Annotated in this window: 17 protein-coding genes; 13 read left to right on the top strand and 4 right to left on the bottom strand. The window is 45.2% G+C overall.

The window, feature by feature from the left end:
• Nucleotides 1-7: 7 nt before the first annotated feature.
• Entirely contained in the window at nt 8-547 is a 540-nt protein-coding gene (gene seqA / locus AB4482_RS10375; RefSeq protein WP_017061953.1) for a replication initiation negative regulator SeqA, read from the top strand.
• 92 nt (nt 548-639) lie between these two features.
• Complete coding sequence (gene pgm, locus AB4482_RS10370; RefSeq protein ID WP_017061952.1) at nt 640-2,286, top strand: phosphoglucomutase (alpha-D-glucose-1,6-bisphosphate-dependent); 1,647 nt, start codon at nt 640-642, stop codon at nt 2,284-2,286.
• A 122-nt stretch (nt 2,287-2,408) separates the two neighbouring features.
• Here the strand turns inward: pgm and AB4482_RS10365 are convergent, their stop codons facing one another.
• Nucleotides 2,409-3,167 carry a DUF1853 family protein gene (locus AB4482_RS10365; protein ID WP_372180936.1) on the bottom strand — a complete coding sequence of 253 codons (759 nt, stop codon included), beginning with the start codon at nt 3,165-3,167 and terminating at the stop codon, nt 2,409-2,411.
• 115 nt (nt 3,168-3,282) lie between these two features.
• On the opposite strand from AB4482_RS10365, the gene AB4482_RS10360 reads away from it, so the two are divergent.
• Nucleotides 3,283-4,041: a Nif3-like dinuclear metal center hexameric protein gene (locus AB4482_RS10360; protein ID WP_137001202.1), complete on the top strand. Its 759-nt coding sequence runs from the start codon at nt 3,283-3,285 to the stop codon at nt 4,039-4,041.
• Between the two features lie 248 nt (nt 4,042-4,289).
• Here the strand turns inward: AB4482_RS10360 and AB4482_RS10355 are convergent, their stop codons facing one another.
• Nucleotides 4,290-5,579, bottom strand: a complete 1,290-nt coding sequence (locus AB4482_RS10355; RefSeq protein ID WP_017061949.1) for a citrate synthase — start codon at nt 5,577-5,579, stop codon at nt 4,290-4,292.
• 417 nt (nt 5,580-5,996) lie between these two features.
• Here AB4482_RS10355 and sdhC point away from each other — a divergent pair, with 417 nt between their 5' ends.
• From sdhC to sucD, 8 genes are all read left to right on the top strand, one after another.
• Complete coding sequence (gene sdhC / locus AB4482_RS10350) at nt 5,997-6,389, top strand: succinate dehydrogenase cytochrome b556 subunit (RefSeq protein ID WP_017061948.1); 393 nt, start codon at nt 5,997-5,999, stop codon at nt 6,387-6,389.
• The gene (gene sdhD, locus AB4482_RS10345) at nt 6,383-6,730 is read left to right on the top strand and encodes a succinate dehydrogenase, hydrophobic membrane anchor protein (RefSeq protein ID WP_010436768.1); all 348 of its coding nucleotides are present in this window, start codon (nt 6,383-6,385) and stop codon (nt 6,728-6,730) included. The genes sdhC and sdhD overlap by 7 nt, the downstream gene beginning before the upstream one ends.
• Entirely contained in the window at nt 6,731-8,497 is a 1,767-nt protein-coding gene (gene sdhA, locus AB4482_RS10340) for a succinate dehydrogenase flavoprotein subunit (protein ID WP_017061947.1), read from the top strand.
• Nucleotides 8,498-8,509: 12 nt separating this feature from the next.
• Nucleotides 8,510-9,223 (top strand): succinate dehydrogenase iron-sulfur subunit, encoded by a 714-nt coding sequence (locus AB4482_RS10335; RefSeq protein ID WP_010436773.1) that lies wholly within the window; start codon nt 8,510-8,512, stop codon nt 9,221-9,223.
• Nucleotides 9,224-9,320: 97 nt separating this feature from the next.
• Nucleotides 9,321-12,137: a 2-oxoglutarate dehydrogenase E1 component gene (gene sucA, locus AB4482_RS10330; RefSeq protein WP_017061946.1), complete on the top strand. Its 2,817-nt coding sequence runs from the start codon at nt 9,321-9,323 to the stop codon at nt 12,135-12,137.
• Nucleotides 12,138-12,158: 21 nt separating this feature from the next.
• Entirely contained in the window at nt 12,159-13,367 is a 1,209-nt protein-coding gene (odhB, locus tag AB4482_RS10325) for a 2-oxoglutarate dehydrogenase complex dihydrolipoyllysine-residue succinyltransferase (RefSeq protein ID WP_017056410.1), read from the top strand.
• Nucleotides 13,368-13,573: 206 nt separating this feature from the next.
• Nucleotides 13,574-14,740 (top strand): ADP-forming succinate--CoA ligase subunit beta, encoded by a 1,167-nt coding sequence (gene sucC / locus AB4482_RS10320; protein WP_372180901.1) that lies wholly within the window; start codon nt 13,574-13,576, stop codon nt 14,738-14,740.
• A complete protein-coding gene (gene sucD / locus AB4482_RS10315; RefSeq protein ID WP_004734209.1) occupies nt 14,740-15,612 on the top strand; it encodes a succinate--CoA ligase subunit alpha in 873 nt (290 codons plus the stop codon). The genes sucC and sucD overlap by 1 nt, the downstream gene beginning before the upstream one ends.
• A gap of 114 nt (nt 15,613-15,726) precedes the next feature.
• On the opposite strand, the gene znuB is transcribed toward sucD, so the two are convergent.
• Both znuB and znuC read right to left on the bottom strand, forming a co-directional pair.
• Complete coding sequence (gene znuB / locus AB4482_RS10310; RefSeq protein ID WP_017061944.1) at nt 15,727-16,512, bottom strand: zinc ABC transporter permease subunit ZnuB; 786 nt, start codon at nt 16,510-16,512, stop codon at nt 15,727-15,729.
• On the bottom strand, nt 16,512-17,291 hold the full coding sequence (znuC, locus tag AB4482_RS10305; RefSeq protein ID WP_017061943.1) for a zinc ABC transporter ATP-binding protein ZnuC: 780 nt from the start codon (nt 17,289-17,291) through the stop codon (nt 16,512-16,514). Before znuC ends, znuB begins: the two co-directional genes overlap by 1 nt.
• An 83-nt stretch (nt 17,292-17,374) precedes the next feature.
• On the opposite strand from znuC, the gene znuA reads away from it, so the two are divergent.
• Together znuA and AB4482_RS10295 are read left to right on the top strand one after the other, a co-directional pair.
• Nucleotides 17,375-18,265, top strand: a complete 891-nt coding sequence (znuA, locus tag AB4482_RS10300; protein WP_017067380.1) for a zinc ABC transporter substrate-binding protein ZnuA — start codon at nt 17,375-17,377, stop codon at nt 18,263-18,265.
• A 269-nt stretch (nt 18,266-18,534) separates the two neighbouring features.
• Complete coding sequence (locus AB4482_RS10295) at nt 18,535-21,897, top strand: helix-turn-helix domain-containing protein (protein ID WP_017067379.1); 3,363 nt, start codon at nt 18,535-18,537, stop codon at nt 21,895-21,897.
• Nucleotides 21,898-21,995: the final 98 nt, after the last annotated feature.

Here is a 21,995-nt window from a genome sequence, read left to right as displayed (position 1 = left end):
AAAGCGAATGAAAACAATTGAGGTTGATGAGGACCTATACCGTTTTATTGCGGGTCAGACAGAACGTATTGGCGAAAGCGCTTCAGATATTCTGCGCCGCTTGTTACAGGTTGATAGCCAAGGCATGGCTCCGATCGAAGAGATCGTTGAGCCAAAAGGTATCGTTGTTAGCAAAGAGGTAGGCTTTACTCCAGAGAAGTTCGATGGCGTTAAAGAAATGCGCTCACTACTAATATCAGATGAGTTTGCATCACTAAAGAAAGCCATTGATCGTTTCATGCTTGTGTTATCAACACTGCATAAAATCGACCCTTTAAGCTTTTCAGAAGCAACTCAAGTAAAAGGCCGTAAGCGCGTTTACTTTGCAGATAACGAAGCGACCTTGCTAGCAAACGGCAACACGACTAAGCCTAAAGCTATTCCACAAAGTCCTTTTTGGGTTATTACTAATAACAATACAAGCCGAAAAAGACAGATGGTTGAGCAGCTTATGAGCCGCATGAATTTCCAAGCAGAATTGATAGAAAAAGTAACAGGTTCAATTTAACGAAATCTGATTTAAACCTCATAATATCCATGGATAAGAAGATATTATGAGGTTTTTTTGTTTTAAAATTTTATATATAAGGATGTCGAAAAATGGCTATGCACCCTCGTGCTGGGCAGAAAGCTCAGCAGGAAGATCTTCATAATATCCCGGCTTTAGTTGCTAACTATTTCTTACAGCAACCGGATGCTACGAACCCAGATCATAAAGTACTTTTCGGTACTTCAGGTCACCGCGGTACAGCAGACAAATCAACATTTAACGAAAACCACATTCTAGCAATTGCACAAGCGGTTGCTGAAGTTCGTGCCGAGCAAGGTACAACTGGCCCTCTTTTCTTAGGTAAAGATACTCACGCTCTATCTGAGCCTGCGTTCTCTACGGTTATCGAAGTGCTTGTAGCGAACGGTGTTGAAGTTATTATTCAAGAAAACAACGGCTTTACTCCAACACCTGGTATCTCGCACGCGATTCTTACGCACAACCTAGTGAATGACAAAAAAGCCGACGGCATTGTTATCACGCCTTCACATAACCCACCTCAAGACGGCGGTATTAAATACAACCCGACACACGGTGGCCCAGCTGAAGCTGAACTGACTCAAGCGATTGAAGACCGTGCGAACGTGATCATTGCTGAGCAAATGCAAGGTGTTAAGCGTACGCCTATCGCACAGGCTAAACAGTCTGAGCTAGTAAAAGAAGTTGACCTAGTCGCGCCATACGTCGCTGATTTGGTTAACGTCGTGGATATGGAAGCGATCCAGAAAGCAAACATCAAGATTGGTGTTGATCCACTGGGTGGCAGCGGTATTGATTACTGGCGTCAAATTGGTAAAGCGTACAATCTAGATCTTACTCTGGTAAGTGAAGCGGTTGACCCTTCATTCCAATTCATGTCTCTAGATAAAGATGGCGTAGTTCGTATGGACTGTTCTTCTCCATACGCAATGGCAGGCTTACTGGCGCTTAAAGACGAGTACGCTCTAGCATTTGGTAACGACCCAGATTACGATCGCCACGGTATCGTGACACCTAAAGGTTTGATGAATCCAAACCACTTCTTAGCGGTTTGTATTGATTACCTATACCGTAACCGTGAAGGTTGGGGTAAAGACGTTGCTGTTGGTAAGACACTAGTATCAAGTGCATTAATCGATCGCGTAGTTTCTGACTTAGGTCGCGAACTTTGTGAAGTGCCAGTTGGTTTTAAATGGTTCGTTGATGGCTTATACAACGGCCAGTTTGGTTTTGGTGGCGAAGAGAGCGCAGGTGCTTCTTTCCTACGTAAAGACGGTACGCCTTGGTCAACAGATAAAGACGGCCTGATTCTTTGCTTGCTTGCGGCTGAGATCACAGCAGTGACAGGTAAGAACCCACAAGAATACTACGAAGAACTTGCCGCTAAACACGGTGAATCTAAGTACAACCGTATTCAAGCGGTAGCAAATGGTGCACAGAAAGACGTGCTGAAGAAACTATCTCCAGAGATGGTTTCTGCTGAGACGTTGGCTGGTGATGCAATTACTGCACGCTTAACACACGCTCCAGGTAACGGTGCTGCGATTGGTGGCTTGAAAGTGACAACTGAGAACGGCTGGTTTGCTGCGCGTCCATCAGGCACTGAAGACATCTACAAGATCTACTGTGAAAGCTTTAAGGGTGAAGAGCACCTGAAAGCAATCGAAGCAGAAGCTCAAGAGATTGTTAACCAAGTATTTGCAGCCGCTGGCCTATAATCGAATCTCGATTACTAGAGTTGCTAAGTAAATAGAAGAAGGGTTGATGTGAAAGCATCAACCCTTTTTGTTTGTGTTAGTTACGTATAAGCGGGAAAAGGTAACTGAGTTAGCTCAGACGACTAACCGTGTGGCCAACTTTGTGGCATCACAAACCAGAATTGCCCCGACTTTGTTTGCCCATGGACGAAGCGATCACCGAACTCGGTGATCGGCTGACTGCTGAAATCATCCGTCCCTGCTGCCCATTGCTCTTTGGTGAGTGGATACAGTGGTTCACTGATTAAATGAGCCTGATCTTGATAGCACCAAAAGCCGTTTACTTGGCTTGGGTTAATGTCATAGCCCAAGCATTTTGTCGGTATGTTTTGCTCTAAGAAAGGGTTGGTATATAGACGACCTTGCATCAGTAAGTGTTTTGAGTCGACATCGATTTCTGGATATTGCTCAACAAAGGCGGCAGAAGAGGACATTTCGAGTTGGTGGCTGAGCATCCTGTCGAGTTTCTTATCCAATTGGTCGTGAGAGTTGGGTCCAAACCATGTTTGTTCGTGGAGCAGATAAAACTTAATCGCCACTTCCCAATGTTCCAGCTTTTGGCTGCTCTCTTCTTTAAGAATAAAGTCGATTGCACCGAGAGTTCTGCCTTCCACATTGATCTGAATCTCGTCGTGCTTTATCGAGTAATTCGGTGAGGAAGCGATCACTTGCTCGCATAGATATTGGTAGAGGAAACCTAATCTAGGATTACCCTCATAAGTATGTGATGAGTCGATGGCATGGTTGCTAGAGAATGCACTGAGATCCGAAACCGGTGGCTTGATTTCTAGTAGCGGTGGTGAGCTAATCACCCATTGATAAAAGCGTTGCAGTTCAGTCATCGGTTCCTCGTAAACTTCAGGCATCTGTTCTCTAGAAACAGAGTGGAAGGGCTTTCGACATTCTACCCGTAAATTGATATAACGACGTTATTATAAAGGTAAGCTGGAAATAAAAATGAATAACTTACAATTAGAAAAGCTACTTAACGAAAAACTGCAGCCACAGCAGATTAAAGATTACTGTCCGAATGGCCTTCAAGTCGAAGGTGCTTCTGAAGTCAAGCGTATTGTTACTGGTATTACGGCTTCGCAAGCTTTGATTAATAAAGCGGTTGAGCTAGAGGCTGACGCTTTGTTGGTTCATCACGGTTTCTTTTGGAAAGGTGAGTCAGAGGCAATTCGTGGCATGAAGGGCAAACGCATTCGCACTCTGATAAAGAATGACATTAACCTTTTGGGTTATCACTTACCTCTCGATATCCATCCTGAACTTGGTAACAACGCCAAACTCGCTGAACTGCTTGATATTGAAGTAGAAGGTGGCTTGGAAGGGCACCCACAATCGGTTGCTATGTTTGGTAGATTAAAGACACCGATGACCGGTGCTGAGTTTGCGGCAAAAATTGATCAAGTACTGAATCGTAAGCCGCTACATATTGCTCCTGAAAACGCAGATAAAATGATTGAAACGGTAGGTTGGTGTACTGGCGGCGGTCAAGATTACATTGAACTTGCAGCCTCTCAAGGTATCGACGCATTTATCTCTGGTGAAATTTCTGAGCGCACAACTTACTCGGCCCGCGAGCAAGACATCCATTATTTTGCTGCAGGTCATCATGCGACAGAACGCTACGGCGTGAAGGCACTAGGTGAGTGGTTAGCAAAAGAGCACTGCTTGGATGTTGAGTTTATCGATATCGATAACCCAGTTTAAGAGCAGATGCGAGATAAGGGGTACGAGTCGAGTGTATGCGTCGTTCTCTAGAATTGAGCAGGTAACCTGTATAGTTTATCTGCTCGCTTAAGGAGATCCCCAACTCATTCGTCCCTCGTTCTTGGGGATGACGATATTATTTTATTCGTTCACTTCGCATTCTTGAGGATGACGGGGTTGAGAGCGTACAAAAGAAAAGGGGTTGATGTTCTCACATCAACCCCTTTTAACATTATGATTTATAGCAACTATTCACGTTCGTGAAGTGCTTTAAAGTCACGTTGTTCTTCACCAGTATATAGCTGACGAGGACGACCGATACGGTTCGTCGGATCGCTGTGCATTTCGTTCCAGTGAGCAATCCAACCGATGGTACGAGACATCGCGAAGATTACTGTAAACATAGATACTGGAATACCGATTGCTTTCAGAATGATACCTGAGTAGAAATCTACGTTCGGGTATAGCTTCTTAGAAACAAAGTACTCATCAGAAAGAGCGATACGCTCAAGTTCCATCGCTACGTCTAGTAGTGGATCTTGGATGTTTAGCTCTTTAAGCACTTCGTGACACGCTTCGCGCATTACTGTTGCACGTGGGTCGTAGTTCTTGTAAACACGGTGACCGAAGCCCATCAAACGGAATGGGTCATCTTTGTCTTTTGCTTTCGCAACGTATTCTTCAATGTTATCTACGCTACCGATCTCTTCAAGCATGCGCAGACAAGCTTCGTTTGCACCGCCGTGAGCTGGGCCCCAAAGTGATGCGATACCTGCTGCGATACACGCAAACGGGTTAGCACCAGATGAACCAGCAAGACGCACTGTAGACGTAGAAGCGTTCTGTTCGTGGTCAGCATGTAGAGTGAAAATCTTATCCATTGCACGAGCAACGATAGGGTTCACTTCATACTCTTCACATGGGTTTGCAAACATCATGTGTAAGAAGTTTTCTGCGTAGCCTAGGTCGTTACGTGGGTAGATAAACGGCTGACCGATTGAATATTTGTAACACATTGCAGCCAGTGTTGGCATTTTTGAAATCAGGCGGTATGCCGCAATTTCACGGTGTGTATCGTTGTTGACATCAAGTGAGTCGTGGTAGAACGCCGCTAGAGCGCCTACAACACCACACATTACAGCCATAGGGTGAGCGTCACGACGGAAGCCGTGGAAGAAACTAGCGATTTGCTCGTGCACCATAGTGTGACGTGTCACGGTAGTCTTGAACTTTTCGTACTCAGCTCGAGATGGGGCTTCACCGTAAAGAAGTATGTAACATACTTCTAAGTAATCAGCGTTATTGGCAAGTTGGTCGATTGGATAACCACGATGTAAAAGAATGCCTTTTCCACCGTCAATAAAAGTGATTTGAGACTCACAGGATGCAGTGGCAAGAAAACCAGGGTCAAAAGTGAAAAAACCATTAGAACCTAGTGTACGAACATCGATCACTGGAGTACCAAGTACACCTTCTGTAATCGGCAGCTCGATTGGCGCTTGACCTTCAATGTGAAGGGTAGCTTTCTTATCCGCCATAACAATCTCCTTTGTTTATTATTTAATCCGTCCAGGATGTTTATGTGCCATTTTTTTACTGGTCTTACGTGGGAAAGTCAATTTTTCTGAAGCTTTGTGTGCACTTGTTAGTGTTTTTTACATTAAATTCGTTAAAAATCTGGTCTGTGTAGCATTATTTGTTACATCAATTGTATTAGAATGTTGCCAGTCGTATAGTGACGCTGAAAAGTTTGGTTAAAACCTTATAAATGCAAGGCTAAGAAGAAATGTGAGGTGTCTTTCTTAATCGAGCAGTTAACAATTATTTTACAATTATCTAAGGCTCAACTTCAGTTATTTGTTAAGTTAATGTTAAATTTTGAAGGTTTACAATCAAATTTTGTCCATAACAATATCATAAGGTTATTTAATGACCATAATGCTCAATGGAGCTGAGTGAGCAAGCCCGTGAAAGAAAGAAAGACAAGACCTGTTAATTTAGATTTACAGACCATCCACTTTCCAATCACAGCAATAGCTTCCATCCTACACCGTGTGTCTGGGGTGATAACTTTTGTCGCGATTGGAATTTTGCTTTGGTTACTATCCATTTCCCTCTCATCCCCAGTAGGCTTTGCCGAAGCTAGCGACATTGTCGATGGTTTCTTCGTGAAGTTTATTCTGTGGGGCATTTTAACCGCTTTGGCTTACCACATTGCTGGTGGTATTCGTCACCTTCTTATGGACCTTGGTCACTTTGAAGAGCTGGAATCTGGCGCGAAGAGCGCTAAGGTTGCATTCGCAGCAACAGCGGTATTGTCTCTACTAGCGGGGATCTTAGTATGGTAAACAACGTTTCTACTTTTGGTCGTAATGGTGTCCACGATTATCTATTGATTCGTGCTACTGCCATCATTATGACGCTTTACACTATCTACCTAGTTAGCTTTTGTGCTTTCTCTGGTGATATCTCTTACGCATCTTGGACGCAATTCTTTGGTGGAACCTTCACTAAAGTCTTCACCATGTTAGCGCTTACTTCTGTTTTGGTTCACGCGTGGATCGGCCTATGGCAAGTACTAACTGACTACATCAAATGCGCAAAACTGCGTGTTGGTCTTCAAGTCGGTGTTGTTGCAGTTCTTCTTGGATATTTCTTCTCTGGTCTGTTTATTTTGTGGGGTGCGTAAGTGACTATTCCTGTTCGTGAGTTTGATGCCGTAGTGATCGGCGCTGGTGGTGCAGGTATGCGTGCCGCACTGCAAATTTCTGAGCAAGGCCTTTCTTGTGCATTGCTTTCTAAAGTTTTCCCTACTCGTTCTCATACGGTTTCAGCGCAAGGCGGCATCACTGTTGCTCTTGGTAACGCGCATGAAGACCATTGGGAACAACATATGTATGACACAGTAAAAGGTTCTGATTACATCGGTGACCAAGACGCTATCGAATACATGTGTAAAAACGGTCCTGAGTCGGTAATCGAACTCGAAAAAATGGGCCTGCCTTTCTCTCGTTTTGAGAACGGTACTATTTACCAGCGTCCTTTCGGTGGTCAATCTAAAAACTTTGGTGGTGAGCAAGCGGCTCGTACCGCAGCTGCAGCCGACCGTACTGGTCACGCACTGCTTCATACGCTTTACCAACAAAACATTAAACACAAAACGACGGTTTTCTCTGAGTGGTATGCACTGGATCTTGTTAAAAACGAAGATGGTGCAATTTTAGGTACTACCGCGCTTTGTATGGAAACGGGCGAGGTTTGCTACTTCAAAGCGAAGGCAACAATCCTTGCGACTGGTGGTGCTGGTCGTATCTACGCATCAACAACCAATGCACACATTAACACTGGTGACGGTGTTGGTATGGCGATTCGTGCTGGCGTTCCTATGCAAGACATCGAAATGTGGCAGTTCCACCCGACGGGTATCGCTGGTGCAGGTGTATTGGTAACGGAAGGTTGTCGTGGTGAAGGTGGTTACCTTCTCAATAAAGACGGCGAACGCTTCATGGAACGTTACGCACCAAACGCTAAAGACTTAGCGGGTCGTGATGTTGTTGCTCGTTCAATGATGGTTGAAATTCGTGAAGGTCGCGGTTGCGATGGCCCTTGGGGTCCACACATTAAGCTTAAGCTTGATCATCTAGGTAAAGAGACACTTGAATCTCGTCTTCCTGGTGTATGTGAACTTTCTCGTACCTTTGCTCACGTTGATCCAGTGAAAGAGCCAATCCCAGTAATCCCTACATGTCACTACATGATGGGTGGTGTTCCAACACAAGTTTCTGGTCAAGCTATTAAGCAAACCGAAGACGGCAACGATGTTGAAATCCAAGGTCTCTTTGCTTGTGGTGAAATCGCATCAGTATCAGTACATGGTGCCAACCGTCTAGGTGGTAACTCACTGCTTGATTTAGTGGTATTTGGTCGTGCGACAGGTCTACACCTAGGTGAGACACTGAAGAAGCAAGACGAAGCGAAACCTGCAACTGAAGCTGACATTGAGCGTTCACTAGAGCGTTACAACCGTTGGGAAAACAGCACAGACGGCGAAGATCCAGCGCAAATCCGTAAAGATCTTCAGCAATGTATGCAGAACAACTTCTCAGTATTCCGTGAAGGCAAAGCAATGGCTGAAGGCCTAGAAGAGCTAAAAGCGATTCGCGAGCGTCTGAAAAATGCACACCTATCTGATAAGTCTACAGAGTTCAACACTCAACGTATCGAGTGTCTAGAGCTTGAAAACTTGATGGAAACGGCATTCGCAACGGCTGTTGCTGCAAATTTCCGTACAGAGAGCCGTGGCGCACACGCTCGATTCGATTTCCCTGACCGTGATGATGAGCAATGGCTATGCCACTCACTTTACAACCCAGAGTCAGAGAGCATGACTAAGCGTGGTGTAAACATGGAACCTATCCATCGTGAAGCGTTCCCACCAAAAGCACGTACGTACTAAGGAGATATGACCATGAAACTGAATTTCTCTTTATATCGTTACAATCCAGATGTCGACCAGAAACCTTATATGAAGGAATACACTCTAGAAGTGGATGAAGGTTCAGACATGATGCTTTTGGATGCGCTTATTCTGTTGAAAGAGCAAGATCCAACAATCTCATTCCGTCGCTCATGCCGTGAAGGTGTATGTGGCTCGGATGGTTTGAACATGAACGGTAAAAATGGCCTAGCGTGTATCACGCCATTGTCTGCGCTTTCGGGCCAAGACAAGATTGTGATTCGCCCACTGCCTGGCTTACCCGTTGTTCGTGACCTGATTGTAGACATGACTCAGTTCTACGATAACTACGAAAAAGTGAAGCCATTCTTAGTGTCTGATGGCAATGTGCCACCGGCTCGTGAAAACTTACAAAGCCCTGATGAGCGTGCTCATTTAGATGGATTGTACGAATGTATCATGTGTGCATGTTGTACAACGTCATGCCCATCATTCTGGTGGAACCCTGACAAATTCATCGGACCAGCAGGCCTGCTTGCAGCGTACCGTTGGCTAATTGATAGCCGAGATACAGCGACAGACGAACGTTTGTCCGATCTTGATGATGCATTTAGCGTTTTTCGTTGCCATGGCATCATGAATTGTGTAAGTGTTTGTCCTAAGGGATTAAATCCGACGAAAGCTATTGGTCACATCAAGACCATGCTAGTGAATCGTTCGGTTTAAGTTATATAAAAATTGCCGCCCTAGAAGTTTTGGGGCGGCCTTTTAATAGCTCGGCATAGACCGCAGCAAACGTGAAAACTACTGGTTAAGGGAAAATATGCACAACGGCGTGATGAAGGCATGGCTCGAGTCTTCACACTTGGCTGGCGCCAATGCAACGTACGTAGAAGAACTCTATGAACTGTATCTAAGTGACCCAGATTCGGTAAGTGACGAATGGAGAAGTGTTTTTGAAGAACTGCCTGTGCAAGCTTCAGAGACAGTGGAACAACCACACTCTCGTGTTCGTGAATACTTCCGTCGACTCGCTCAAGAAACAAAGCATTACAGTGTCCAAGTTAGTGATCCAGATGTCGATGCGAAACAAGTAAAGGTTCTGCAACTTATTAATGCCTATCGATTCCGAGGGCATCAAGCAGCAAATCTAGACCCCCTAGGTTTATGGAAAAGAGCGACAGTTGATGAACTGGACCCTTCTTTCCACACTCTTACCGAAGATGACCTCAATGAGACGTTCAACGTCGGCTCTTACGCCATTGGCCAAGAGACGATGGTGCTTAAAGATCTCTACAAATCTCTAAAGCAAACGTATTGTGGCTCTATTGGTGCTGAATACATGCACATGACAAATACAGAGCAAAAGCGTTGGATCCAACAACGTTTAGAGTCTGTATCTGGTCAACCCTCTTTCAACAAAGAAGAAAAGCAAGCTTTCCTAGAAGAGCTAACTGCTGCTGAAGGTCTTGAGCGCTATCTTGGTGCGAAATTCCCAGGCGCAAAACGCTTCTCGTTGGAAGGTGGTGATGCTCTTATCCCAATGACGAAAGAAATTATTCGTCATGCTGGCGGACAAGGCATGCGTGAAGTTGTTGTTGGTATGGCTCACCGTGGTCGTCTAAACATGTTGGTCAACGTGCTTGGTAAAAAGCCACAAGACCTGTTTGACGAGTTTGCGGGCAAGCACGATGACACGTGGGGTACTGGTGATGTGAAATACCACCAAGGCTTCTCTGCGGACTTCGCAACGCCAGGCGGCAACGTTCACTTAGCACTAGCATTTAACCCATCTCACTTAGAAATCGTAAACCCGGTAGTTATCGGTTCAGTACGTGCACGTCAAGATCGCCTTGGTGATAATGATGGTAGCCGTGTACTTCCAATTACTATCCACGGTGACTCAGCTATCGCTGGTCAGGGTGTAGTACAAGAGACGTTTAACATGTCTCAAGCTCGTGGTTTCTGTGTAGGTGGTACGGTTCGTATCGTTGTAAACAACCAAGTTGGTTTTACAACGTCTAACCCTCGCGATACACGCTCTACGATGTACTGTACCGATATCGCGAAGATGGTTCAGGCTCCGATTTTCCACGTTAACTCTGATGATCCAGAAGCGGTTGCGTTTGTTGCGCGTCTTGCATTGGATTACCGTAATACGTTTAAGCGTGATGTTGTTATTGATTTGGTTTGTTACCGTCGCCACGGTCACAATGAAGCCGATGAGCCGAATGCAACACAGCCTTTGATGTACCAAAAAATCAAGAAGCACCCAACACCACGTAAGCTTTACGCTGACGTGCTAATGGAGCGCGGTGAGTTTGGTATTGATACAGCAACTCAGCTAGTTAACGAATATCGTGATGCACTTGATCACGGTGAAGTTGTGGTTAAAGAGTGGCGTCCAATGGCACTTCACTCAGTAGACTGGTCTCCTTACCTAGGTCACGACTGGAACATCGAGTGGGATAACAAGATTGATATCGAGCGCCTGAAAGAGCTTGGTACCAAACTTTGTCAATACCCGGACAGCCACAAGCTGCAAAGCCGAGTAAATAAACTGTACAACGATCGTACTGCCATGGTGAATGGTGAGAAACAAGTCGATTGGGGTATGGCTGAAACTCTGGCATACGCAACACTTGTTGACGACGGTAAGCGTATTCGTATCTCAGGCCAAGATTCAGGTCGTGGTACGTTCTTCCACCGTCACTCAGTACTGCACAATCAATCAGATGCAAGCACGTATGTTCCTCTTGCGAACATTCATGATAAACAAGGGCCATTCCAAGTGTTTGACTCTGTGTTATCTGAAGAAGCGGTACTCGCATTTGAGTATGGTTACGCGACAGCAGAGCCAAGCGGTCTAACCCTTTGGGAAGCTCAATTTGGTGACTTCGCAAACGGTGCACAAGTTGTTATCGACCAATTCATTTCATCAGGTGAGCAAAAGTGGGCACGTCTATGTGGTCTAACTATGCTGCTTCCTCACGGTTATGAAGGCCAAGGCCCAGAGCACTCTTCTGCACGTCTTGAGCGTTACCTTCAGTTATGTGCTGAACAAAACATGCAGGTTGTTGTTCCTTCAACACCAGCTCAGGTTTACCACATGATTCGCCGTCAGGTTGTTCGACCAATGCGTCGTCCACTGATTGTAATGTCACCTAAGTCATTGCTTCGTCACCCTCTGTGTACTTCTTCTCTTGAAGATTTGGCAGAAGGTACGTTCCAACCAGCTATCGCAGAAATTGATGATCTGGCTCCTGAGAACGTAAAACGCGTCGTGTTCTGTTCAGGTAAGGTTTACTTTGACCTGCTTGACCAAAGACGTAAGAACGAGCAAGACGATGTCGCTATTGTACGTATTGAGCAACTTTACCCGTTCCCTTATGAGGACGTGAGAGCTGCCATCGCACAGTACACAAATGTAGTCGATTACGTTTGGTGTCAAGAAGAGCCACAAAACCAAGGTGCTTGGTACAGTAGCCAACATAATTTCCGAGCTGCTATCCCAGTAGGTGCTGATATTCAATACGCAGGTCGTCCTGCATCAGCATCACCAGCTGTTGGCTATATGTCAGTACACTTGAAACAACAAAAAGCGTTAGTTGACGACGCTTTGACCCTACTTAAGAACTAGAAGTAAAAGGAAAATACGCACATGACAATTGAAATTCTGGTTCCAGATTTACCTGAATCTGTGGCTGATGCAACAGTTGCTACTTGGCACAAAAAACCGGGCGAAGCGGTTGCACGTGATGAAGTCATTGTAGATATCGAAACAGATAAAGTAGTTCTAGAAGTACCGGCTCCTGAAGCGGGTGTTCTGGAAGCTATCATCGAAGAAGAGGGTGCTACGGTACTTTCTAAGCAGCTTCTGGCTAAAATCAAGCCGGGTGCTGTCGCTGGTGAACCAACGAAAGACACCACTGAAGATACAGAAGCATCTCCTGATAAGCGCCATAAAGCTGCGCTAACAGAAGAGAACAACGACGCGCTAAGCCCAGCTGTTCGTCGCCTGCTTGCTGAGCACAACCTACAACCAGCTGACGTTAAAGGCACTGGTGTTGGTGGTCGTATTACTCGTGAAGACATCGACGCACACCTAGCAGCAGCGAAAGCGGCTCCGGCAGCAGCATCTGCACCAGCAGTTGAAGCGCCAGCAGCGGCTCGCAGCCAAAAACGCGTGCCTATGACTCGCCTGCGTAAGACAGTTGCAAACCGTCTTCTAGAAGCGAAAAACAGCACAGCAATGCTGACTACTTTCAACGAAGTGAACATGAAGCCAATCATGGACCTTCGTAAGCAGTACAAAGACCAATTCGAGAAACGTCACGATACGCGTCTTGGCTTCATGTCTTTCTACGTGAAAGCAGTAACAGAAGCACTGAAGCGTTTCCCAGAAGTGAACGCTTCTATTGATGGTACAGATATCGTTTACCACAACTACTTCGACATCAGCATGGCGGTATCTACGCCACGTGGTCTAGTGACTCCAGTACTCAAAGACTGTGACACACTAGGTTTCGCTGATATCGAAAAAGGCATCAAAGAGCTAGCAATCAAAGGTCGTGACGGCAAGCTAACGGTTGATGAACTGATGGGCGGCAACTTCACTATCACAAACGGTGGTGTATTTGGTTCTCTAATGTCTACGCCAATCATCAACCCGCCTCAAGCGGCAATTTTGGGTATGCACAAAATCCAAGACCGTCCAATGGCTGTTGATGGCAAGGTAGAGATTCTACCAATGATGTACCTAGCGCTTTCTTACGACCACCGTCTAATCGATGGCCGTGAATCAGTTGGCTTCCTAGTGACCATCAAAGAGCTTCTAGAAGATCCTGCACGTCTGCTATTAGACGTTTAGTATCGCTAAAACGTCTAGTTAACCCCGTTAGCTAGACGTAAAAAGTTTCAAAGGCTAGGCTGCTCAACGTCTGGCCTTCAATTGAACTGTAAAGCCATTAGAAAATGGACAGCAGTTGTTTTGAGAAGACCCTACAGACGTAACACAGGAAACTGTGTCGTTATGGAAATAATAATCCCTTAAGGGAAAATAAACGGAATATCAAAATGAATTTGCATGAATACCAAGCCAAACAGCTGTTTGCAGAATTCGGTTTGCCTGTACCAGAAGGTTTCGCATGTGATACTGCACAAGAAGCTTTCGAAGCTGCAGGTCGTATCAGTACAGCCAAGAAAGTCGTTAAGTGTCAAGTACACGCTGGTGGCCGCGGTAAAGCGGGCGGCGTAGAGCTACATGACACCAAAGAAAGCGTTAAAGAGTTTGCACAAAAGTGGCTAGGTAAAAACCTAGTGACTTACCAAACAGACGCTAATGGTCAGCCTGTAACTAAGATCCTAGTTGAAGAAGCATCAAACATTGCTAACGAACTTTACCTAGGTGCTGTTGTTGACCGCGCAACGCGTAAAATTGTATTCATGGCGTCAACTGAAGGCGGTGTGGACATTGAGAAAATCGCTGAAGAAACTCCAGAGTTGATTCACCAATCAGCGATCGATCCTCTAGTAGGCCCTCAAGCTTACCAAGGCCGTGAACTTGCGTTCAAACTTGGTCTAGTTGGCGATCAAATCAAACAGTTCGTTAAGATCTTCATGGGTCTTGGCAAAATGTTCTCTCAGTACGACCTAGCTCTACTAGAAATCAACCCGCTTGTCATTACTGGCGAAGGCAACCTGCTTTGTCTAGACGGTAAGATCAACATCGACTCAAACGCGATGTACCGTCAGCCAAAACTTCGTGAAATGCACGATCCATCTCAAGAAGATGAGCGCGAAGCACACGCAGCACAGTGGGAACTGAACTACGTAGCACTAGATGGCAACGTTGGCTGTATGGTTAACGGTGCAGGCCTTGCGATGGGTACGATGGATATCGTAAACCTACACGGCGGCAAGCCAGCAAACTTCCTTGATGTAGGCGGCGGCGCGACTAAAGAGCGTGTAGCTGAAGCATTCAAGATCATCCTTTCTGATGACAATGTTAAAGCAGTACTCGTAAACATTTTCGGTGGCATCGTTCGTTGTGACATGATCGCTGAAGGTATTATCGGTGCAGTTAAAGAAGTCGGCGTAACAGTTCCTGTAGTTGTTCGTCTAGAAGGTACAAACGCAGACCTAGGTCGCGAAGTACTTGCTAATTCTGATGTTGATATCATTGCAGCTGAATCTCTAACAGATGCTGCTCAGAAAGTTGTTGCTGCTGCGGAGGCTAAATAATGTCTGTATTAATTAACAAAGACACTAAAGTAATCTGTCAGGGTTTCACTGGCGGTCAAGGTACATTCCACTCAGACCAAGCTATCGCATACGGTACGCAAATGGTTGGTGGTGTTTCACCTGGTAAAGGTGGTCAAACTCACCTAGGCCTTCCAGTATTCAACACAGTACGTGAAGCGGTAGAAGTAACTGGCGCAACAGCAACAGTTATCTACGTACCAGCTCCTTTCTGTAAAGATGCAATCCTAGAAGCGATTGATGCAGGTATCGAACTGATCGTAACGATCACTGAAGGTATCCCTACAACAGATATGATCGACGTTAAAGTGAAGCTAGAAGAAACTGGCGTTCGCATGATCGGTCCTAACTGTCCAGGTCTTATCACTCCAGACGAGTGTAAGATTGGTATCATGCCTGGTCACATCCACAAGAAGGGTAAAGTAGGCATCGTATCTCGCAGCGGTACTCTGACGTACGAAGCAGTTAAGCAAACAACAGATGAAGGCTTTGGTCAGTCTACATGTGTTGGTATCGGTGGTGACCCTATCCCAGGTTCAAACTTCATTGATATCCTAAAACTTTTCCAAGAAGACCCAGAAACTGAAGCAATCGTAATGATTGGTGAAATCGGTGGTACTGCGGAAGAAGAAGCGGCTGAGTTCATCAAAGCAAACGTAACTAAGCCAGTTGTATCTTACATCGCTGGTGTTACTGCTCCTCCGGGCAAGCGTATGGGCCACGCAGGCGCAATCATCTCTGGCGGTAAAGGTACTGCTGAAGATAAATTCGCAGCACTAGAAGCAGCAGGCGTTAAGACTGTTAAGTCTCTTGCTGACATCGGTAAAGGCCTACGTGAAATCACGGGTTGGTAATCAGCTGGCTTTTATCGATTGAGATAGAAGTTAATTGAAACGATATTAAAAAGGCTTGGTCACTGACCAAGCCTTTTTTTATGTTTTCGAGATACGAGATCGTACTGCTAAGTGCTAAGCTCGACTTCTAACCATTTGAGATAGCATAAACATTGCTGCCGCACTGATAACCACAGACGGGCCAGCAGGCGTATCATAGAACCAAGACAAGCTTAATCCACCGAATACAGCGATAGAGCCAATAATTGATGCAAGGAAGGCCATCTGCTCAGGTGTGCTCGAGAACTTCCTTGCCGTTGCTGCAGGAATAATCAGTAGCGATGTCATGATTAACGCACCAACAAACTTCATACCGACAGCAATCACGATACCGACCAATAGCATCAGAATCAGACGCATTAAATCAATGTTGATGCCATCAACCGCCGCGAGATCTTCGTTAACCGTCGTTGATAGTAGTGGTCGCCAAAAGATAGCAAGTACTAATCCAATCACAGCAGCACCCGCATAGATGAACACTAAATCCGTTGGAGATACTGCCAGCAAGTCACCAAATAGGTAGCTCATTAGGTCAACACGAACGTTATCTAAGAAACTGACAGCAACCAAACCAAGTGATAGCGCACTGTGCGCCAAAATACCGAGTAGGGTATCGGTCGCGACCAGCTTTTGTTTTTGTAAAGTCACTAGCAACACGGCCAGCATCAAACAACAAATCAGCAGCGCGAAATACAAGTTAATGTTGAACAGAAAGCCAAGTGCTAAGCCCATCAAAGAAGCGTGAGCAAGCGTGTCACCAAAGTAAGCCATCTTACGCCACACCACGAATGAACCTAGTGGGCCTGCAATTAGTGCAATACCCAAACCCGCCAAAATAGAGGGAAGAAGAAACTCAAGCATTAGTGGTGTCCGTGTTTATGGTTTGAACATTCATGCACGTCGCCTTCGACAGGCTGGCCTGCGAGATCATGATGGTGATGTTCGTGTTGGTGATGATAAAACGCTAGCGTCTCTTGGGTCGCGGTGCCAAAGAGCGCAATATACGAAGGATGGTGTTTGATGTCTGCAGGTGCGCCTGAGCAACAGATGTGGTGGTGTAAACAGATAACATCGTCTGTTTTTGCCATCACTAAATGCAGATCGTGTGAAACCATAAATACGGCACAACCAAAGCGGTGGCGAATGGTGTCAATCAAGTCATACAGGTCTATTTGCCCTTGAACGTCGACGCCTTGAGCCGGTTCATCGAGAACCAGTAGATCTGGTCTTCTTAGCAATGAACGAGCAATGAGCACACGTTGGTTTTCTCCGCCAGATAGCTGGTGCATGTTACTCTTCTGCAGATGTTCAGCACCAACAAGCTTCAATGCTTCAAGGATCTCTTGCTGACTGAAATTGCCAGTGAGTTTTAGAAAACGCTCTACGTTGAGCGGTAGGGAATCATTGAGCTTTAATTTTTGTGGTACATAGCCAATTTTCAGTTTTTTAGCTTTTGTTATTGTGCCTGAAAATTTGGTCTGTAAACCCAGTACCACTTTTACTAATGTCGACTTTCCTGCACCGTTTGGCCCAATCAGGGTGGTGATTCTGCCGCGCTCTAAATTTAGAGAGATGTTGTCTAGAACTTTTCGACCGTCAAATTCGACGCTCACAGAATCTAGTTGGATTAAGTTATCCATGAATAGAACTCATTTGCAATTCGCTAATGTTATAATGTAACATTTACCTCAAGCCTAAGCTACTTTTCTATTATCGAGGGATTATGTCACGTTCATCTTTTATACTTGCTACTTTGCTTTTAGCGCCAAGTGTCGCAAGTGCCAATACTATTCTAACAAGCTTTAAACCAATTCAAATGATTGTGACAGAATTAACGCAAGGCGTTAGTGAGCCGGATGTGTTGATGAACAGCAATGCTTCGCCGCATGATTATGCGCTTAAGCCATCGGATGTCAAAAAAGTTCATAGTGCCGATATGGTCATCTGGTTCGGCCCTGACCTAGAAGCCTTTCTGACTAAGGTGATTGGTTCAAAAGAAAATGTTATCAAGATCAGTGATATTCCCGGAATCAACTTGCGAGAGTTCGGACACGAAGAGCATGACCACGATGCACATGAAGGGCACCACCACGGTAGCCATGACCCGCATTTTTGGTTAGGTATCGAGCAAGTTGAAGTAGCTGCAAAATACATCTCAGCTAAGTTGATTGAATCTGATCCAGACAACGCAATGGCGTACCAAGAGAATCTCGATTCATTCCTGATTGCATTGAAAGAGAAGCAACAGTCTATTCGAGAGCAACTTGCACCCGTGAAAGACAAAGGTTACTACGTTTTTCATGACGCGTATGGTTACTTTGAGCAAGAGTTTGAGCTAAATAACTTAGGTCACTTTACGGTGAGCCCAGAGCGTAAGCCGGGTGCAAAAAGCCTGATCGCTATTAAGAAAACGATAGTACGTGAAAACGTTCAATGTGTGTTTTCTGAGCCTCAATTCACTCCTGCTGTGATTGAATCAGTGACGCGCGGAAGTAACGCAAAACAAGGTCAGCTTGACCCTATCGGTTCAACAGTTGAAGTGAAGAGTGGAAGCTATTTCGATTTTCTTCAGCAACTTACAGATAGCTATACAAGTTGCTTAGACGAGAAGTAAGTCATAAACGAGTATTCTTTACTCTACTTTGCTCTCGTTAATTTATGAATCATGCCGCTTTTTGCGGCATTTTCGTGACCGCTAAGATAAAACCTCCTAACAAATAACAAACCTCCTTTCTCCTTTTCTAATTTCCGCTAAAATGGAAAGATAATAATAAGCACAAAAAAACTCAGTTTTTGGTTTAGCAACGATAAGACGTTGTGGTACCCAAAATTTCATGTGTTGTTGCTGTTCAGGATTAAGAGTTGTATCGAATTATCTTCAAAATGTTCATGTTAATGAGCATTTCATTTAGCGTTCTAGCGGTAAATACCTCGCCCTCCGTTTTCTATCCTTTGCCCGCTCAAGCGCAAGGGAATTTCCTTGCGGCTAAAAACTTGTATTTAGGTGCCGGAGGTGGGCTCTGGGTTCATGATGTGCATGGAAAAGTACTCTTTTACGATGGTCGAACTCTATTCCCTCGCAAGGGAAGCTTACTGCAATTTTCTTCGGAAAGAGTCGCCTTTCTGAACGATGAGTTTTGGACATTTTTCGACAATGAGGTCTATCGACATAACCCTGGAATTGGCAACGAATTGGCGTTTAGCCTAAGTCCCGGCGCTGAAATAGCGAATATCGGTGCATCAGGCGATTATATTTGGGTTACTGACGGCAGTAATTTCTATACCTACAACACTCAATCTTTAGAATTCAACACCTACTCTCTACTTAAACTGTACCGATACAATAACAGCAGTGACATTGCGATTAACGACGCTGAGTGGGTACTATCAAAGTGGGTGCTAGCGACCAGTTCTGGCGTTTACCTTTCAGAGAATCAAGAGTTTACCCATGTCACCGCATCAGACAAAAACCATATTGAGACGGTTTATTTTTCGAATGCTCGACGTGAGTTAGTGATCGGTACTTTAAATGGTGCTGTGATTGTTGATCTCGCGAACCCAGACAAAGAGACCATCGTTAAAGGGTCGCATGTTCTCTCGTTGGCCGAAACTTCGGACCAGTATTGGATTGGTACAGAGCACGGCCTTATTAGCTACAACTTTATTACGGGACAAATTACTCGATTCGAACAAGCCGCTAGTCAAGACTTCTCGTTACCGGGTGAGAAAATATATTCGTTGATAAACGATCATGCTGGTGGCATGTGGGTTGCGACAAACAACGGTATCCGATACTTCTCACTGTTCAGCAAAACCTTCTCGAGAACACCCCTAACTGGAATGGGCATGCATTCGAGTAGTGTGGTGATCAACAAAGTACTGCCTGTCAGTGACCAGTTATCTTGGGTCGCGTCTTCAATGGGGCTCTACTTGGTTGATTCTGAAAGTGAAGAGAACCCAATTCGTGTTTACTCTAACCCTGTTAATGATTTTGAGATCTTTGGCTCTTCCATTTGGTTGGCGACCGAACAAGGTATCATCAGTCTAAATACGGAAACACTACAACCCGAAGCCCTTGATTTACCAAGGCCAATTGAGGGAGTGCGTGTTGAAAACCTTGCGCTTCAAGCCGATAACGTTCTTTGGATGACCTCTGGGCAAAACCTCTATTCGTTATCTATCGAAACCATGAAACTGACGAGTTATGGCACTGACTGGTTAGTCGACAAGTTCTTGCCTGCGAAGATCACCGCTCTCAATGTAGGCTTGCTAGGTCGCATCTATATAGGAACGGATCATGGCTTCTACTCGTTCATTGATAAACGAATTAGCTTTAGTCGTTCCAGCGAACGGTTTGGCAAAGTCGTCGATATTGAAAAAGCGAAGGATGGAGCGCAGTGGTTTGCGAGCAGTTATGGCGTGTATCGAATCCCGGATGACAGCTCTATTATTCAAGAAATCACTCTTGTTGAAGACAATATTAGCCCCAACTGCCTGATAAGCGATGACAATGGTGTTTGGTTAGGCTCTTCGAAAGGCATCAGTTATTACGGATTGGATGGGCAACTGCATAAACACATAGGTTCGCCATTTGGTTTGATCACCAATGAACTGGCGGCAGGAGCGTGTGCTCTTTTTTACAGTCAAGATAGCCAACCTTCGAGGCTTGTTTTCGGCTCAAAGTATGGTGTAGTCAGCGCGTTATCTAACGAGTTACTGGTATCAACTACACCTCATAGCCGTGCCTTGTTGAGTAAGATAAGTGTCGACCAACAAACGGTATCACTTGGCGGGAAAACGGCAGAGCTGGATGAGATTCCTTATGGTTCATCGATGGGGTTTAAGCTAGGTATCTTACCAGCAACGTTCGCACCTGCGATGGAATACCGACTGAGCGACGATGAACCTTGGAGTGAGTTTGAAGGGGGCTTGTTAACGCTCGATCATCTTCTTCCAGGGGATTACACACTTGAAGTGAAGCCGGTTAAAGGCTCCCATTATCGCTTTGTGTCAACCAATCAAAGCTTCTCGATTGCGGAGCCTTGGTATCTGACCAATTGGGCTGCAGCAAGCTCTCTGATATTACTGATTGGCGTTGTGACTATCTTAGTCTTTTGGCGTTCGCGTTATGTCACTTTTGCCAACCGGCACTTAAAAGCGCAAGTTGCACTGAAGACAGACCAATTGAGGCACCAAAGCCGGATATTACTCGCCACTAATCAACAGCTTAAAAAGCAGCTATCCGTGAAGAATGCGCTTGTGTCTCACACTGCCAATGAACTCTCTTCTGAAGTGAATCATATTGCTGCGATGCTCCCGAATTGGAATGACGAGCTCGGGAAGTCGCCGATTCTAACCTTGAAAAATGGCTTAGCTCAATTGAGTAATACGCCTCAAGGAGAAGGGCAAGTTTGTTACGATATAATTTTAATCTTAGAGGTGGTACTCAAAGCTTGGCAGGATGACTTAACCAAAGCCGGTATTGAACTGGATATTAAAGTCGAAACAAAACAACGATATGTCTCGTTGCTGTATTTTAATCTCGATATTATCTTCAATAGCTTGGTTGCGAGCATCATCAAGAGAAACTTTAAGTCGCAGAGTATGGTGGTTCTGGTTGAAGAGGTTAAGGAGCATCTTGTTGTGACCATTCGAGATCATGGGATGCCTTTCCCTAAACTGGCATCAAGCATGGGTGACAATACCGGAAAGTCGACCGACCTTAACATCGAAAAGCTGCCGCTATTGATGAATCAGAGCGGTGGTGAGCTTAATGCCTTTGTTTCGGAGTCTCAAAATAAGGTTCAGCTTTCGTGGCCAATTGAGTATCAAGTACTCGACAATCTTGAAGCCAGCACAATTGAACAGATTGAAACCATTAAGCTTGCCGCCTCAACACCAGAGCAACAAAAACTGACAGCGGAACAAGAGTGGAAGAACAGAGTGTCGCAGCTTGTGAGTGAAAACTACGCTGATGCCGAGTTCAGTACTGCAACTGCCGCTAAGTATTTGTTTATGTCTGAGAGAAGCTTACAGAGACGCTTTAAATCGGCTTACAACAAGACCTTCAAAGAGCACTTGAATGAAGTACGTCTAGAGCATGCGTGTGAGCGCTTACTCGCTGGAGAGAAGATCTCTGATGTGGCGTTTGATTCGGGGTTCAATGACCCTTCCTATTTCAGTCAAAGGTTTAAGCACCACTTTGGCATGTCACCATCTAAGTTTGCTGAAAACAACGAAGAGTAGCACGCAGCGGATACTCAGCTAGAACATAAATAAAGATACTTTAGCCTCGACATTCGTGTTGGGGCTTTCTTATGCTTCTACGAGATACGAGATACGAG

Source organism: Vibrio sp. 10N.222.55.C7 (genome assembly GCF_041473335.1).
GTDB classification, from domain to species: Bacteria; Pseudomonadota; Gammaproteobacteria; order Enterobacterales; family Vibrionaceae; genus Vibrio; species Vibrio crassostreae_C.
This window is presented reverse-complemented; position numbering and strand designations above follow the sequence as displayed.

Coding starts and splice junctions, on each gene's coding strand:
- pgm (WP_017061952.1), top strand. CDS start 640: ATGGCTATGCACCCTCGTGCTGGGCAGAAAGCTCAGCAGGAAGATCTT.
- sucC (WP_372180901.1), top strand. CDS start 13,574: ATGAATTTGCATGAATACCAAGCCAAACAGCTGTTTGCAGAATTCGGT.
- odhB (WP_017056410.1), top strand. CDS start 12,159: ATGACAATTGAAATTCTGGTTCCAGATTTACCTGAATCTGTGGCTGAT.
- AB4482_RS10295 (WP_017067379.1), top strand. CDS start 18,535: ATGTTCATGTTAATGAGCATTTCATTTAGCGTTCTAGCGGTAAATACC.
- AB4482_RS10365 (WP_372180936.1), bottom strand. CDS start 3,167: ATGACTGAACTGCAACGCTTTTATCAATGGGTGATTAGCTCACCACCG.
- AB4482_RS10355 (WP_017061949.1), bottom strand. CDS start 5,579: ATGGCGGATAAGAAAGCTACCCTTCACATTGAAGGTCAAGCGCCAATC.
- znuC (WP_017061943.1), bottom strand. CDS start 17,291: ATGGATAACTTAATCCAACTAGATTCTGTGAGCGTCGAATTTGACGGT.
- seqA (WP_017061953.1), top strand. CDS start 8: ATGAAAACAATTGAGGTTGATGAGGACCTATACCGTTTTATTGCGGGT.
- sucD (WP_004734209.1), top strand. CDS start 14,740: ATGTCTGTATTAATTAACAAAGACACTAAAGTAATCTGTCAGGGTTTC.
- znuA (WP_017067380.1), top strand. CDS start 17,375: ATGTCACGTTCATCTTTTATACTTGCTACTTTGCTTTTAGCGCCAAGT.
- sdhD (WP_010436768.1), top strand. CDS start 6,383: ATGGTAAACAACGTTTCTACTTTTGGTCGTAATGGTGTCCACGATTAT.
- AB4482_RS10360 (WP_137001202.1), top strand. CDS start 3,283: ATGAATAACTTACAATTAGAAAAGCTACTTAACGAAAAACTGCAGCCA.
- AB4482_RS10335 (WP_010436773.1), top strand. CDS start 8,510: ATGAAACTGAATTTCTCTTTATATCGTTACAATCCAGATGTCGACCAG.
- znuB (WP_017061944.1), bottom strand. CDS start 16,512: ATGCTTGAGTTTCTTCTTCCCTCTATTTTGGCGGGTTTGGGTATTGCA.
- sucA (WP_017061946.1), top strand. CDS start 9,321: ATGCACAACGGCGTGATGAAGGCATGGCTCGAGTCTTCACACTTGGCT.